Origin of the sequence: Streptomyces viridochromogenes DSM 40736, from assembly GCF_000158955.1 — a bacterium.
Taxonomy (GTDB): domain Bacteria; phylum Actinomycetota; class Actinomycetes; order Streptomycetales; family Streptomycetaceae; genus Streptomyces; species Streptomyces venetus.
The window spans coordinates 805,805-819,482 of the sequence record NZ_GG657757.1; the positions used below are offsets into that span (position 1 = coordinate 805,805).

Consider the following 13,678-nt stretch of genomic DNA (forward strand, 5'->3'; position numbering starts at 1 on the left):
CCGGCACGACGCTCCTGGAACGCCTGGGGCGGACCAGGACCGTCGTCGCCGGAGGCACCACGGCGGCGGCCGGAATGCTGCTCGGTTCGCTCGCCCCGTCCCTGTGGGCGGCCCTGCTCGGGTACGCGGTGACGGGCATCGGCCTCGCGAACCTCTTCCCGGTCGCCGTGGAACGGGCGGGCGCGCTCGCCGGCCCCGGCGGAGTCGCCACCGCCTCCACACTGGGCTACGGCGGGATGCTGCTGGGGCCGCCCGCCATCGGGTTCATGGCGGACTGGTTCTCCCTCCCCGCCGCCCTGACCAGCGTGGCGATCCTGGCCGCCCTGGCCGCGGTCATCGGCTTCGCGACGCGCACCGCCGCGGCCCGCTGATCCCGGCCGGGCGGCTCAGACGTCGGGGAGCCGCGTGGACCGCGCCGCCCCGTCCACGAAGGTCTGCAGGACGCGGGTGGCGGCGATCTCCCTCGGACGGGCCCGCGAACGGATCCACGGTCCAGGACGACGAGATCGGCCGCCCTGCCGACGGTGATGCTGCCGGTGATGTCGTCAAAGACAGGGCCTGGACCCGGAAACGTACCCGGGCCTGACCGCGGTCCGTCCCGAACTGCCGGCGATGGCGGACAGCTCCTTCGAGGAGGCGGTGGACCTCATGCTGGAGGCGCTGGCGGCGCGGGCCCCGGAGAAGCGCTGAGCGGCCCTGTGTGACGCCGGCCGCGTCCCCGACCGGGTGATCGACACCCCGGCGTCGGGGTACTCGGGGCTCGCCCCCGGTGATCACCGGGCACGCCGTGGACGAGGAGGCAGACCCGTGACCGAACAGCAGCACCCCGCTGAGCAGCACCCGACCCCGGAGTTTCCCTCCCAGGACCAGTCGCACCCGGGCTGGACCGGCCCCATGGACCCGCCCCCGGACCACGGTGAGGAGTCCTACCGGGGCAGTGGCCGACTGGCCGGCCGCAAGACCGTGATCACCGGTGGGGACTCCGGGATCGGCCGGGCGGTCGCCCTGGCGTTCGCCCGTGAGGGAGCCGATGTGCTCTTCACCCACCTGGACGACGAGAAGGACGACGCCTCCGAGACGGCCCGGCTGGTCGAGGAGGCCGGCCGGCGTGCCGTGCCCGTCCCGTGCGATGTGCGGGAGGAGGCGAACTGCCGGGCGCTGATCGACCGTGCCGTCGAGGAGTTCGGCCGGATCGACGTCCTGGTGAACAACGCGGCGTACCAGATGTCGCAGCCCGACGGCATCGAGTCGATCTCCACCGAGCAGTTCGACCGGGTGATGCGCACCAACCTGTACGGCATGTTCTGGCTGTGCAAGATGGCCCTGCCGCACATCCCGGAGGGCGGCAGCATCATCAACTCCACATCGGTGCAGGCCTACAAGCCCAGCCCGCATCTGCTGGACTACGCGACGACGAAGGGCGCGATCGTCACCTTCACGCAGGGCCTCGCGCAGATGCTGATCGAGAAGGGCGTCCGCGTCAACGCGGTGGCACCGGGCCCGGTGTGGACACCGCTGATCCCGGCGACGCTGCCGGACACGCGTACGTTCGGCAAGCAGGCCCCCATCGGACGGCCCGCGCAGCCGGCCGAGATGGCTCCGGCGTACGTCTTCCTCGCCTCCCAGGAGGCGTCGTACATCACCGCCGAGATCCTCAACGCGACGGGCGGCACACCGCTGCCGTGAATCCCGGGGCATGGAGCGTGCTCCATGCGGCAGACTCGGCGGCATGGAGACCGCCGAGTTCCTTCAAGCGCTGGAGAACGAGGGCCGGCTGCTCGCCGCGGCCGCCGAGGCGGCGGGGACGGACGCCAAGGTGCCGGCCTGCCCGGGTTGGCAGGTGCGCGACCTGCTGCGGCACACGGGCGCGGTGCACCGCTGGGCCGCCGCCTACGTCGCGCAGGGGCTGACCGAGCGCCGCCCCCTGGCCGAACCCACCGGTCTCGACGGTGCGGAGCTGGTGGCCTGGTACCGCGACAGCCACGGCCTTCTCGTCGGGACGCTGTCCGCCGCCTCGCCCGACGTGAAGTGCTGGGCCTTCCTGCCCGCGCCGTCCCCGCTGGCCTTCTGGGCCCGGCGGCAGGCGCACGAGACGGCGGTGCACCGCGTCGACGCGGAATCCGCCCGCGGCGGCGGTACCACCGCGCTCGCGCCGGAGTTCGCGACCGACGGCATCGACGAACTCCTGCGCGGGTTCAGCGCCCGCCCCAGGAGCCGGCTCCACACTCCCGAGCCGCGCGTGCTGCGGGTGCGCACGGACGACACCGACGCGGTGTGGACCGTACGGCTGTCCCCGGAGCCGCCCGTGACCTCCCCGGGCGCGTCGGGGGAGGCCGAGTGCGAACTCTCCGGACCGGCCGAGCAGTTGTACCTGGCGCTGTGGAACCGGGCCCCCTTGCCCAGGGTCACGGGCGACAAGGCGCTCGCCGCGCTGTGGCGGGAGGCCTCCGCGGTCTGACCTGACCTAGGGCGTGTCGTCGGTCAGCATCCGCGCGAGCACCGCGCGCTGCACGGGCAGCACCTCGCCGTGCAGCGCGCGTCCCTTCGCCGTGAGCGCGACCCGCACGCCCCGCCGGTCCTGCGGACACATGCAGCGCTCGACGAGCCCCTCCTTCTCCAGCCGGGCGATCAGCCGTGACAGCGCGCTCTGGCTGAGATGGACCCGCTCGGAGATCTCCTGGACACGGTAGGAGGGCGTGCCCTTCGGCGCCCGGCACCCTGCGAGGACGTCGAGCACCTCGAAGTCACTGGCGCACAGGCCATGGCCGTGCAGGGCCCGGTCGAGTTCGCACTGCGTGCGCGCGTGCAGCGCCAGAATGTCCCGCCACTGTTCCACGAGCGCCTGCTCGGCCTGGGTCGCCGCCATGCGCGGAACCGTAACAGACAACCAAGATTGTTGCATCCGAATTAAATGCACTTGCATTCCATGCATGCGCATGTAGTGTCTCGGCATGACCTCTCCGCTCACCACCCCCACGTCCGACGGGCGTTGGACTCCCCGGCTCTGGGGCACCCTCCTGGTGCTCTGCGCCGCGATGTTCCTGGACGCCCTGGACGTGTCCATGGTCGGCGTGGCGCTGCCGTCCATCGGCGCCGACCTCGGCCTGTCGACCTCCGCGCTGCAATGGATCGTCAGCGGCTACATCCTCGGCTACGGCGGTCTGCTGCTCCTCGGCGGTCGCACCGCCGACCTGCTGGGCCGGCGTCAGGTCTTCCTGGTGGCCCTGGGCGTCTTCGCGCTGGCCTCGCTGCTGGGCGGCGTCGTCGACTCGGGACCTCTGCTCATCGCCAGTCGCTTCGTCAAGGGCCTGAGCGCGGCCTTCACGGCCCCCGCCGGCCTGTCGATCATCACCACGACGTTCCCCGAAAGGGCCGCTCCGCAACCGGGCGTTGGCCATATACACCACCTGCGGCGCCACCGGCTACTCGATGGGCCTGGTCTTCTCCGGCCTGCTCACCGAGGCGAGCTGGCGGCTCACGATGCTGCTGCCCGCCCCCGTCGCGCTGATCGCCCTGCTCGTGGGCCTCAAGCTGCTGCCGCGCAGTGAGCGCGAGCGCGGCGAGGGCGGCTACGACATCCCCGGCGCGGTCCTCGGCACCGCCTCGATGCTGCTGCTCGTCTTCACCGTCGTCGAGGCGCCCGAGGTGGGCTGGGCCGCGGCCCGGACCGTGCTGTCCTTCGCGGCGGTGGCCGTACTGCTGGCGGCCTTCGTCGCCGTCGAACGGCGCAGCCCCAGTCCGCTGATCCGGCTCGGGGTTCTGCGCTCGGGGCCGCAGGTGCGGGCCCAACTGGGCGCGATGACGTTCATCGGGAGCTACATCGGCTTCCAGTTCCTGGTCACCCTGTACATGCAGCAGCTGCTCGGCTGGTCGGCGCTGCACACGGCGCTGGCGTTCCTGCCGGCAGGCGCGTTGGTGGCGCTGTCCGCGACGAAGGTGGGAGCGGTCATCGACCGGTTCGGCACGGCCCGGCTGATGGTGCTGGGCTTCGTCCTGATGGTGGTCGGCTACGTACTGTTCCTGCGGGTCGACCTCCACCCGGTCTACGCGGCGGCGATCCTGCCGACGATGCTGCTGGTCGGCTCGGGCTTCGCGTTGACCTTCCCGTCCCTCAACGTCCAGGCCACCAACGGCGTCGACGAGCACGAGCAGGGCATGGTCTCCGGGCTGCTCAACACCTCGGTCCAGGTGGGCGGCGCGATCTTTCTCGCCGTGGTGACGGCGGTGGTGACCGCGAACGCCCCCGAGAAGGGTGCCGTCACCCCGCAGGCCGTCCTCGACAGCTACCGCCCCGGCTTCGTGGTCGTGACCCTCATCGCCCTCGCCGGCCTGCTGATCACCCTCACGGGCCTGCGGACCCGCCGGGGCCGTCCGTCCGTCGTGGTCGCCAAGTCCACCCTCAGGGAGGCGGAGCGCGTACCCGTACGCGACTAGGGGGAACGCCTTCCAGGCGCGCCCGGCGGGACTGCTTGCTCGCCGGGCGCGCCCCTGTTCGACTCGACGTATGACCCATCACGGGGGACGGCGCACTCAGGCCGAGCGGGACGCGATCACGGTCGAGATCGGGTACGCGCCGTGCAGTGCGGCCTTCACGGCGGCGGTGCTCCTCGGGGCCGTGGCCGGTCCGGCGCTGCTCTTCGGCCTTCCGGACACGGCGGAACTCCTGCTGCCGCGCATCGGGTCGGTTCTCGCGCCCGTCCTCTTCGCCGCCCGGGTCGTCAGCGTGCTGGTCCGGTTCCGGTCGGCGGGTCAGCCCAGCCAGCCCGGCCGCACCAGCCCCGACTCGTAGGCGAGCACGACGAGTTGGGCCCTGTCGCGGGCGTTCAGCTTCACCATCGTGCGGCTGACGTGGGTCTTGGCCGTGAGTGGGCTGACCACCAGGCGACGCGCGATCTCCCCGTTGGACAGACCGATGCCGACCAGAGCCATCACCTCACGCTCCCGCTCGGTGAGGGAGGCCAGGGCATCGGCCGCCGCCGGCTCCTTGGAGCGGGCCGCGAACTCGCCGATCAACCGCCGCGTCACACCCGGCGACAGCAGCGCGTCGCCCGCGACCACCGCCCGTACGGCGCGCAGGAGTTCGTCCGGCTCGGTGTCCTTCACCAGGAAGCCGGAGGCGCCCGAGCGGATCGCCTCGAAGACGTACTCGTCGAGCTCGAAGGTGGTCAGCATGACCACCTTCACGTCCTTCAGGGACGGGTCCTCGGTGACCCGGCGGGTCGCGGCCAGGCCGTCGAGCGAGGGCATCCGGATGTCCATCAGGACGACGTCGGGCCGCAGTTCACGGATCCGGCGCACAGCCTCCTCGCCGTCGGCGGCCTCCGCGGCCACCTCGATGTCCGGCTGCGCGTCGAGCAGCGCCCGGAACCCCGCCCGGACCAGTGACTGGTCGTCGGCGAGCAGTACGCGGATCACCGGTCCTCCATGTGTCGTCCTCGAGTTGCCGTCGGCTCACGGACCGGCGGACGCCGTCATCGGCAGTTCGGCGAGCACCCGGAAACCGCCGTCCGGGCGGGTCCCCGCCTCGATGGTGCCACCCAGCGCGGCGGCCCGCTCCCGCATACCGGCCAGCCCGTTGCCGCTGCCGCCGGCCTCGGCGCCGGTCGCGGGCCCGTCGTCGTCGACGCGCAGCCGCAGCACACGCGAGTCGTGGGCGAGGTGCACGCGGGCGTGCCGCGAGCCCGAGTGCCGTACGACGTTGGTCAGGGCCTCCTGGACGATCCGGAAGGCGGCGAGGTCGGTGCCGGGCGCGAGGCGTGGCGGCTCGCCCTCGACGTCGACGGTCAGGCCCGCGCTCGCCGCCTGCGCCACCAGTTCGGGCAGCCGGTCCAGCCCGGGCGCCGGGGCGCGTGGTGCCTCACCGGGCGCGCGCAGGGTGTCGAGCACCTGGCGCACCTCGCCGAGCGCTTCCTTGCTCGTGGCCTTGATCGTGGTGAGGGCCGAGCGGGCCTGCTCGGGGTCGGTGTCGAGGAGCGCGAGGCCGACGCCCGCCTGCACATTGATCACGGAGATGCTGTGGGCGAGTACGTCGTGCAGCTCCCGGGCGATCCGCAGCCGCTCCTCGTCGGCCCGCCGCCGTGCGGCCTCCGCGCGCTCGGCCCGCTCGCGGGCCCACTGCTCGCGCCGGACCCGGAACAGCTCCGACACCGCCACGATCGCCGCCACCCAGGTGGCGACGACGATCTCCTCGCCCCAGGAGAGGGCGGAGTCCCCCGACGGCGGCAGCCACGGGTAGAGCCAGTGCGCCACCAGGACGTGCCCGGCCCAGAGCATGCCCATCGCCGCCCACGCGGCCCGGCGGTGCCCGGCGACGATCGCGCTGAAGCACGCCAGGGCGACGGTGAGGAGCACCGGCCCGTAGGGATATCCGGCCCCCAGGTAGACCATGACGGCGGCGGCCGTGCCGAACACCACGGCCACCGGGTACCGCTTGCGCCAGAGCAGCAGCCCTCCCGCCACCATCAGCAGCACCCGCGCGAAGACATCCAGCTCCGCCCGCTCTCCCTGCTGCCCGTGGGCGGCGAAGTTCGACCCGACGAGCACGAACGCGGTCACGACGACGGTGGACCGCCAGGGCCACCGAGGGGCCCGCCCTTCCCACCGGTCCCACCATGCGGGGCCGTGCCGCCACCATTGCGGCGGCCCGCCCCGCACACGCTGCTCGTCCATACCGGCCACGCTAGACGCCGGACTCCCGCACCGGCGTCACCCCGGCGTGGCGATCACGCCTACTCCCCGGGAAGTACACCGCCGCCCGGCGCTGCGTCCTCGGCAGAACCGGGTACCAGTCCCACCCCCCGAGCGAGTTGCCCCACCGCGTGGCGGAAGAACCGCGCCCGGTCCTCCACCACGCGGTGGAACTGGCCGAACAGCTCGAAGCCGACCAGGCCGTACAGCTGGGCCCAGGCCGCGACGAGAGCTGACACCACCTCCGGGGGCAGGTCGGGCGCGAGGTCGGCGGCCATCCGTTCGGCCTCAGGGCGCAGCTCGGACGGCAGCGCCGGTCCGGCCAGGCCGGAGCCGTGATGGGCATCGCGTGCGATGCCGAGGAGCAGGAGGCCGACGCGGGCGGCGGACGGGACGGTGGTGTCGGGGGCGGTGTAGCCGGGCACGGGCGATCCGTAGATCAGCGCGTACTCGTGGGGGTGGTCCAGCGCCCAGCCCCGCACCGCCTCACAGACCGCGATCCACCGCCGGAAAGGGTCGGTGGCCGCCGACTCATGAGCCGCCTCGGCCCGCTCGCCGAGGGAGTCGTAGGCGTCGATGATGAGAGCGGTCAGCAGGTCGTCACGGCTGGGGAAGTAGCGGTACAGCGCGGACGAGACCATGCCCAGCTCGCGGGCCACGGCCCGCAGGGAGAGCCGGGCGGCGCCCTGCGCCGCGAGCTGTCTGCGGGCCTCGTCCTTGATGGCCGCGGTGACTTCGATCCTGGCCCGGGCACGGGCGCCGTGTGCGGTGCTCATGCGGGAAGTGTGCCATGAAAGCAGAGCACTGCACACAAACGAGAGCACCGCTCTTGCTATGCGGGGCGACCTCGGGCAGACTGAATCCATCGAACGAGAGCGGTGCTCACAGAAGAGAGCACCGCTCCACGATCAGACAACAGGGGGACCTCATGTCCACACACGTCCAGAAGCCCGGCTGGTTCACCGTCAACGTCTTCAACCGCCTCGTGGCCTGGATGACCCGCCGCGGCATCAGCGTCTGGGGCTCGCGCGTCCTCGCCGTCCGCGGCCGCAAGAGCGGCCAGTGGCGCACCACCCCGGTCAACCTGCTCACCCTGGACGGCCGGCAGTACCTCGTCGCACCCCGCGGTCACGTCCAGTGGACGCACAACATGCGCGCGGCGGGCGGCGGCGAGCTGCACCTCGGCAAGCACGTGGACCCGTTCACCGCGACCGAGGTGGCCGACGACGACAAGACCCCGATCCTGCGCGCCTACCTCAAGCGATGGAAGGCCGAGGTCGGGGTCTTCTTCGCCGGAGTCGGCCCGGACTCCCCGGACGACCAGCTCCGCCGGATCGCCCCCGACCACCCGGTCTTCGAGATCACCCTGAAGGGCTGACCTCGTCGTCCGGCACGGCGGGACGACGGTCCAGCGCGGCCAGGCCACGCTGGGCCATCGGATGGCTGCGGACGATCTCGCCCAGTGATGTCGCGCCCTGCGCGATGTCCTTGAACGCCTTCCAGGCCGGGCGGAGACTCGTCAGCGCCGCGTGGAACAGTCCGGGACGGCGTTCGAACACGGCCAGCAGCCGCTTGCCGACACTCATCTCCACGCCGAGCCCGGCCTTGACCGCGAACGCGTAGTTGAGAGCCTGCCGGCGCGTCTCCACCGCGTCGTGCGCCTCGGCGATCCGGACCGCCCACTCCCCCGCGAGCCGCCCGGACCGCAGCGCGAAGGAGATGCCCTCGCGGGTCCACGGCTCCAGCAGCCCCGCCGCGTCGCCGCACACCAGCACCCGTCCGCGGGACAGCGGCGAGTCGTCGGCCCGGCAGCGGGTCAAGTGCCCGGAGGAGATGCTGGGTTCAAACCCCGCGAGGCCCAGCCGCCCGACGAACTCCTCCAAGTACCGCTTCGTCGCGGCGCCTTCGCCCCGCGCCGAGATCACTCCGACCGTCAGCGTGTCGCCCTTGGGGAAGACCCAGCCGTAACTGCCGGGCATGGGGCCCCAGTCGATGAGCACCCGGCCCTTCCAGTCCTCGGCCACGGTGTCCGGCACGGGGATCTCGACCTCCAGGCCGAGGTCCACCTGGTCGACCTTGACCCCGACATGGGCGCCTATGCGGCTGGCGCTGCCGTCCGCGCCGACCACGGCGCGCGCGAGCAGGACCTCGCCGCCCTGGAGGAGTACGGCGACCGTACGCCGGTCGGGCACCGCCGAGCCGTGCTGCTCGACCCGCTGGACCGTGACCCCGGTACGCAGTTCGGCGCCCGCCTTCTGGGCGTGCTCGACGAGCTGCTGGTCGAACTCGGGCCGGTTGATCAGTCCGAAGAGCATCTGCCTGGACCGGCGGGTGCGTGTGAAGCGGCCGTTGTGGGAGAACGTCACCGCGTGCACCCGGTCCCTGAGCGGCAGCTCGAAGCCGGGCGGGAGGGAGTCGCGCGAGGGGCCGATGATGCCGCCGCCGCACGTCTTGTACCGCGGCAGCTCCGCCTTCTCCAGCAACAGCACACGTCTTCCGGCGACCGCCGCCGCGTACGCGGCCGAAGCGCCCGCGGGTCCCGCGCCCACCACGACGACGTCCCACACCTGCTGCACGTCGTCCGCCGAAGAGTTCTCGCTGCTCACGATGGTCTACTGCTCCCGATCAAGCCGCCTGCCGCTGCTACCCCCCGCATCCTACGGCGGACCTGGTCACAGTCCGCTGTGGGAGGATCTACAGCACCCACAGCTACAACGTCGCACCCACGAGGAGCGTGCCCATGTCGTCGAATCCGGTCGCCGAGACCGTCGCCTCGCTGATGCCGAGGGCGAAGGCGGAACTCACCGAACTGGTGGCTTTCCGGTCGGTGGCCGACTTCGACCAGTTCCCGAGGAGCGAGAGCGAGGACGCCGCCCGCTGGGTCGCCGACGCGCTCGCCGCCGAGGGCTTCCAGGACGTGGCCCTGCTCGACACCCCCGACGGGACACAGTCGGTGTACGGCTACCTGCCCGGCCCGGAGGGCGCGAAGACCGTCCTGCTCTACGCCCACTACGACGTGCAGCCGCCGCTGGACGAGGCCGGCTGGAGCACCCCGCCGTTCGAGCTGACCGAGCGGGACGGGCGCTGGTACGGGCGCGGGGCCGCCGACTGCAAGGGCGGCGTGATCATGCATCTGCTGGCACTGCGCGCGCTGAAGGCGAACGGCGGGGTACCGGTCCATGTGAAGGTGATCGCGGAGGGATCCGAGGAGCAGGGCACGGGCGGCCTGGAGCGGTACGCCGAGGAGCACCCGGAGCTGCTGGAGGCCGACGCGATCGTCATCGGCGACGCGGGCAACTTCCGGGTGGGCCTGCCGACCGTCACCTCCACCCTGCGCGGTATGACCCTCGTCCGCGTCCGGGTCAACACGCTCGCCGGCAACCTGCACTCGGGCCAGTTCGGCGGCGCCGCGCCCGACGCGCTCGCCGCGCTGATCCGCGTCCTGGACTCGCTGCGCGCCGAGGACGGTTCGACGACCGTCGACGGACTGGCCGCGGACGCGGCCTGGGAGGGCCTTCAGTACGACGAGGAGCAGTTCCGGCAGGACGCCAAGGTCCTGGACGACGTGGAGCTGATCGGCTCCGGCACGGTCGCCGACCGCATCTGGGCCCGGCCGGCCGTGACGGTCCTCGGCATCGACTGCCCGCCCGTCGTCGGCGCCACCCCGTCCGTGCAGGCCGGCGCCCGTGCGCTGATCAGCCTGCGGGTGCCGCCGGGCGTGGACGCGGCCGAGGCGACCAAGCTGCTCCAGGCACATCTGGAGGCGCACACGCCGTGGGGGCGCGCGGGTGAGCACCGAGCAGATCGGGCAGGGCCAGGCCTTCCGTGCCGACACCTCCAGCCCGGCGTACCGGGCGATGGCGGACGCGATGGCGGCGGCCTACCCGGGGCAGCGCATGCAGTACGCCGGGCAGGGCGGCTCCATCCCGCTGTGCAACACGCTGGGCCGCCCTCTACCCGCAGCGGAGATCCTGCTCATCGGGTTGAGCGAGCCGGAGGCGCAGATCACGCGGTGGACGAGAGCGTGTCCCCCGGGGAACTGGAGCGGCTGTCGGTGGCGGAGGCGCTGTTCCTGCGGAACTACGCGGCGAGCTGACCGGCTCTGCCCTCAGCAGAGGCCCTCGTCCGGGGACGGGGGCCTTTCCTAGGGTCGCCCCATGGACGTCATCGAGCTCCTCCCCCGTCTGCACCTGCTGCGCTTCCCGGTCGGCCAGGCCTACCTCTGGCACGACGGCGGCGAACTGACGCTGATCGACGCCGGCCCGGCCGGTTCCGGTGCTCCGATCGCCGAGGCGGTGGCCGCGCTGGGCCGGGCCCCCGGGGCCGTACGGCGGATCGTGCTCACCCACTTCCACGAGGACCACGCGGGCGGGGCGGGCGAGTTGGCCGCGCTCACCGGTGCCGAGGTGCTGGCGCACCGGCTCGACGCCCCTGCCGTGCGCGGCGACGTCCCGGGCCCGCCCCCGGTGTTCGAGGACTGGGAGCGGCCGCTGTACGAGCAGGCCGCGAGACTCCTGCCCAGGGAGGATCACGTACGCCCGTCCCAGGTCACCGAGTTGTCGGACGGTGACGTACTGGACGTGGGCGGCGGGGCGCACGTCGTCCACGTGCCGGGGCACACGCCCGGCAGCATCGCGCTCCATCTCCCGGAGCACGGCGTGCTGTTCACGGGCGACACGGTCGCGGCGTCACCCGTGGACGGCACGGTGATGCCCGGGGTGTTCAACCTCGATCGCGCCCAGGTCCTCACGGCCTGCCGGCGGCTGGCGGAGCTGGACGCGGACGTGGCCTGCTTTGGTCACGGGGATCCGGTGCTGGGGCAGGCGGCCGGGGCACTGCGGAGCGCGGTCACGGTCCACCCCGCCTAGTCGAGTGCCGCCGTGAGACATTGCGGACTTTCGCAACGCACCGTACGAGTCCGGTCAAGACGAGCAGGGGCCAGAAAAGGGATTGTTCGTGGTCATGGAAAAGTGTTGACGCGAGCGGGGAATGTGATTACCCGCAGCGTGAAGGAGTGCGGGAGATTCCTTGGGCAGCGCTCAGGAGTGGCCGCGGAGCCGTTTCCTTTTGCTTTTCCCTCGGAATCCCCCGCACCGTGTAAAGGGGGCCCGGACCGGCCGGCTCAGCCGACCGGCACTCCGGCTTCCAGATAGATCGCCGCTCCGCGTTCGCGTGCCCGCAGCGCCCAGCGCAACCGCTCGTAGCGCACCGGGGGCAGCAGTTCGGCGGCCTCCTCCTCGCTGACGAACCGCCAGTCGCGCAGTTCCGGCCCGGGCAGCAACAGCCGTCCGGCTTCCGCGGAGTCGAGGACACCGCCGTCGAAGAGGAGGCGCAGGCCGCCGAATCCGGGGGGCACGGGGCGTTCCCAGTCGACGACGAGCAGGCTCGGCAGCTCGTCGAGGCGGATGCCGGTCTCCTCGGCGACCTCCCGCACTCCGGCGCGCGCGGGCGCCTCACCGGGCTCGACGACACCGCCCGGGAACTCCCAGCCGGCCTTGTAGGTGGGGTCGACGAGCAGCACCCGGTCCTGCTCGTCGAAGAGGAGCACCCCCGCCGCGAGTGTCTCGGCGGTGGGCTCAGGCGTCTGCACGATGTCGCAGACGGGCACGGTGCCGTTGTTGACGGCCTCGGCGATCCGGGCAGCGGTCTCGTACGGCGTGAGGTCGCTGGTGTCGACCGGGTGGGCGTCGGCGGTGAGCCAGGAGGCGAGCGCGGCCCGGTACGGCTTGATGTGGTCGAAGGACCACTGACGTATTCGTACCTCGCCGTCGGGAAGGTCCCGCGGAACCTCGCGACCCGCTATACGCTCCCGCAGTATCGTTTCGGCCGGAGCGAGCAGGATATGGCTGACCGGAATCCTGCGGGCGGCCAGGCCGCCGAAGATCTCGTCGCGGTACTCCTGGCGGAGCAGGGTCATGGGGACCACCAGGGTCCCGCCGAGCTCGCCGAGCATCGCGGCGGCCGTGTCGATCACGAGCCGCCGCCAGATCGGCAACTCCTGGAAGTCGCCGACCTCGGCGAGGTGTTTGGGCGGCAGCAGGTGGGCGAGCGCGCCGCCGACGACCTCCGGGTCGAAGAGCGTGCTGTTCGGGATCAGTTCGATCAGTTCGCGTGCGGTGGTGGTCTTCCCCGCACCGAACGCGCCGTTGATCCAGACGACGGTCACAGGTCCCCCTCTTCTGTTGGCCCCCTGAGGCTTGCCCGCTCCACCCTGCCACGGAAACCAGGACCAGTTGAGGGCGCACGACAACGGCGCCGACGCCCCCCTCACCCGGGAAGCGCCGGCGCCGTGGACCGGAGCCTGAGCGGCTCGTCAGCCCTTCTTCCGGACGTCCTTCTTGACGACCTTCTTGACGCCGCCCTTCTTGGCCACGGCCAGGCCGTCCTTGGCGACGGTCTGGTTGAGCGTCTTGAGGGTCTCGTCCACGCTGATGGGGCCGAGGCCCTCACCGACCGCGTGGGACGGAGTGACCGCCGCGACGACGAAGCCGGTGGCGAGGGAGGCGATGGCGAGCATGCTGCGCTTCTTCATGCCCCGCACAACGGCCGGACCGGCCCCCGGGTCACGCATCCGGACCCGACCGGACGAAGGAGTGGCGTCACCGGGAGTCGTCACCCCAGGTGCCTGGCCCACCGCCGCGCCACTCGATCAGCCCCGACACGGCCGCGTACGCCTCGTCGGCGTCCTCGATCCCGGCCCGCCGCAGGAACTCGGCGACGTCCAGCAGTCCGTACGCGATCCCGAGGAACTGGTCGTCCACACGGACCCGCCGGCCACCGTCCGCGGCGGGCGGGTAGACCACGACGGGTTTCACGGACGCCATGACACCAGGGTGCGCGCGGACGGCGTCGCGGGCTCGTCGGGCTGGGCCGTTCAGCCGGCCTTCCGCGGCTGCCGGAACTCGTGGACCTCGGCGGTGAGGGTCCCGTCCTGCTGTTCAGTGGGACAGGGCGAGGCCGAGGCCGAAGAAGGTGGGCACGCTTTATGTCG

General features: G+C 72.2%; 14 protein-coding genes and 2 pseudogenes. 8 read left to right on the top strand and 8 right to left on the bottom strand.

Features of this window, described 5'->3' with window-relative positions; genetic code table 11:
• From SSQG_RS03650 to SSQG_RS03660, 3 genes and pseudogenes are all read left to right on the top strand, one after another.
• A pseudogene (locus tag SSQG_RS03650) lies at positions 1-371 on the top strand (MFS transporter); the annotation flags it as partial.
• 436 nt (positions 372-807) lie between these two features.
• Positions 808-1,686: an SDR family oxidoreductase gene (locus SSQG_RS03655; RefSeq protein ID WP_003988350.1), complete on the top strand. Its 879-nt coding sequence runs from the start codon at positions 808-810 to the stop codon at positions 1,684-1,686.
• A 43-nt stretch (positions 1,687-1,729) separates the two neighbouring features.
• The gene (locus SSQG_RS03660) at positions 1,730-2,458 is read left to right on the top strand and encodes a maleylpyruvate isomerase family mycothiol-dependent enzyme (RefSeq protein ID WP_039931882.1); all 729 of its coding nucleotides are present in this window, start codon (positions 1,730-1,732) and stop codon (positions 2,456-2,458) included.
• A 6-nt stretch (positions 2,459-2,464) separates the two neighbouring features.
• Here the strand turns inward: SSQG_RS03660 and SSQG_RS03665 are convergent, their stop codons facing one another.
• Entirely contained in the window at positions 2,465-2,866 is a 402-nt protein-coding gene (locus tag SSQG_RS03665) for a MarR family winged helix-turn-helix transcriptional regulator (protein ID WP_039931883.1), read from the bottom strand.
• A gap of 85 nt (positions 2,867-2,951) precedes the next feature.
• Here SSQG_RS03665 and SSQG_RS03670 point away from each other — a divergent pair.
• Together SSQG_RS03670 and SSQG_RS03675 are read left to right on the top strand one after the other, a co-directional pair.
• A pseudogene (locus SSQG_RS03670) lies at positions 2,952-4,434 on the top strand (MFS transporter).
• Between the two features lie 70 nt (positions 4,435-4,504).
• The gene (locus SSQG_RS03675) at positions 4,505-4,789 is read left to right on the top strand and encodes a DUF6332 family protein (protein WP_003988354.1); all 285 of its coding nucleotides are present in this window, start codon (positions 4,505-4,507) and stop codon (positions 4,787-4,789) included.
• On the opposite strand, the gene SSQG_RS03680 is transcribed toward SSQG_RS03675, so the two are convergent.
• Genes SSQG_RS03680 through SSQG_RS03690 form a run of 3 tightly spaced genes read right to left on the bottom strand, consistent with a single transcriptional unit; the run spans position 4,750 to position 7,463 of the window.
• The gene (locus tag SSQG_RS03680) at positions 4,750-5,415 is read right to left on the bottom strand and encodes a response regulator (protein ID WP_003988355.1); all 666 of its coding nucleotides are present in this window, start codon (positions 5,413-5,415) and stop codon (positions 4,750-4,752) included. The two genes, SSQG_RS03675 and SSQG_RS03680, sit on opposite strands and share 40 nt — an antisense overlap.
• Positions 5,416-5,451: 36 nt before the next feature.
• Positions 5,452-6,669, bottom strand: a complete 1,218-nt coding sequence (locus SSQG_RS03685) for a sensor histidine kinase (protein ID WP_086025065.1) — start codon at positions 6,667-6,669, stop codon at positions 5,452-5,454.
• A 59-nt stretch (positions 6,670-6,728) separates the two neighbouring features.
• Positions 6,729-7,463, bottom strand: coding sequence for a TetR/AcrR family transcriptional regulator (locus SSQG_RS03690; protein ID WP_003988357.1), 735 nt, complete (start codon positions 7,461-7,463; stop codon positions 6,729-6,731).
• Positions 7,464-7,615: 152 nt separating this feature from the next.
• Between SSQG_RS03690 and SSQG_RS03695 the strand changes: the two genes are divergently transcribed.
• Positions 7,616-8,065: a nitroreductase family deazaflavin-dependent oxidoreductase gene (locus tag SSQG_RS03695; protein ID WP_003988358.1), complete on the top strand. Its 450-nt coding sequence runs from the start codon at positions 7,616-7,618 to the stop codon at positions 8,063-8,065.
• Here SSQG_RS03695 and SSQG_RS03700 read toward each other — a convergent pair.
• Positions 8,049-9,293 (bottom strand): geranylgeranyl reductase family protein, encoded by a 1,245-nt coding sequence (locus SSQG_RS03700; RefSeq protein ID WP_003988359.1) that lies wholly within the window; start codon positions 9,291-9,293, stop codon positions 8,049-8,051. The genes SSQG_RS03695 and SSQG_RS03700 overlap by 17 nt on opposite strands.
• A 134-nt stretch (positions 9,294-9,427) precedes the next feature.
• Between SSQG_RS03700 and SSQG_RS03705 the strand changes: the two genes are divergently transcribed.
• Entirely contained in the window at positions 9,428-10,783 is a 1,356-nt protein-coding gene (locus SSQG_RS03705) for a dipeptidase (RefSeq protein WP_003988360.1), read from the top strand.
• Between the two features lie 61 nt (positions 10,784-10,844).
• Complete coding sequence (locus tag SSQG_RS03710; RefSeq protein ID WP_003988361.1) at positions 10,845-11,555, top strand: MBL fold metallo-hydrolase; 711 nt, start codon at positions 10,845-10,847, stop codon at positions 11,553-11,555.
• 254 nt (positions 11,556-11,809) lie between these two features.
• On the opposite strand, the gene SSQG_RS03715 is transcribed toward SSQG_RS03710, so the two are convergent.
• The 3 genes from SSQG_RS03715 to SSQG_RS03725 form a co-directional block, all read right to left on the bottom strand.
• Complete coding sequence (locus tag SSQG_RS03715) at positions 11,810-12,853, bottom strand: NUDIX hydrolase (RefSeq protein ID WP_003988362.1); 1,044 nt, start codon at positions 12,851-12,853, stop codon at positions 11,810-11,812.
• 147 nt (positions 12,854-13,000) lie between these two features.
• Positions 13,001-13,219, bottom strand: coding sequence for a hypothetical protein (locus SSQG_RS03720; protein WP_039931885.1), 219 nt, complete (start codon positions 13,217-13,219; stop codon positions 13,001-13,003).
• A gap of 67 nt (positions 13,220-13,286) precedes the next feature.
• Positions 13,287-13,511: a hypothetical protein gene (locus tag SSQG_RS03725; RefSeq protein ID WP_003988364.1), complete on the bottom strand. Its 225-nt coding sequence runs from the start codon at positions 13,509-13,511 to the stop codon at positions 13,287-13,289.
• Positions 13,512-13,678 lie beyond the last annotated feature (167 nt).

Bases quoted from the DNA above. Each gene is read 5' to 3' on its own strand.
- SSQG_RS03720 (WP_039931885.1), bottom strand. From the start codon at position 13,219: ATGAAGAAGCGCAGCATGCTCGCCATCGCCTCCCTCGCCACCGGCTTC.
- SSQG_RS03710 (WP_003988361.1), top strand. From the start codon at position 10,845: ATGGACGTCATCGAGCTCCTCCCCCGTCTGCACCTGCTGCGCTTCCCG.
- SSQG_RS03705 (WP_003988360.1), top strand. From the start codon at position 9,428: ATGTCGTCGAATCCGGTCGCCGAGACCGTCGCCTCGCTGATGCCGAGG.
- SSQG_RS03675 (WP_003988354.1), top strand. From the start codon at position 4,505: ATGACCCATCACGGGGGACGGCGCACTCAGGCCGAGCGGGACGCGATC.
- SSQG_RS03660 (WP_039931882.1), top strand. From the start codon at position 1,730: ATGGAGACCGCCGAGTTCCTTCAAGCGCTGGAGAACGAGGGCCGGCTG.
- SSQG_RS03665 (WP_039931883.1), bottom strand. From the start codon at position 2,866: ATGGCGGCGACCCAGGCCGAGCAGGCGCTCGTGGAACAGTGGCGGGAC.
- SSQG_RS03695 (WP_003988358.1), top strand. From the start codon at position 7,616: ATGTCCACACACGTCCAGAAGCCCGGCTGGTTCACCGTCAACGTCTTC.
- SSQG_RS03725 (WP_003988364.1), bottom strand. From the start codon at position 13,511: ATGGCGTCCGTGAAACCCGTCGTGGTCTACCCGCCCGCCGCGGACGGT.
- SSQG_RS03685 (WP_086025065.1), bottom strand. From the start codon at position 6,669: ATGGACGAGCAGCGTGTGCGGGGCGGGCCGCCGCAATGGTGGCGGCAC.
- SSQG_RS03690 (WP_003988357.1), bottom strand. From the start codon at position 7,463: ATGAGCACCGCACACGGCGCCCGTGCCCGGGCCAGGATCGAAGTCACC.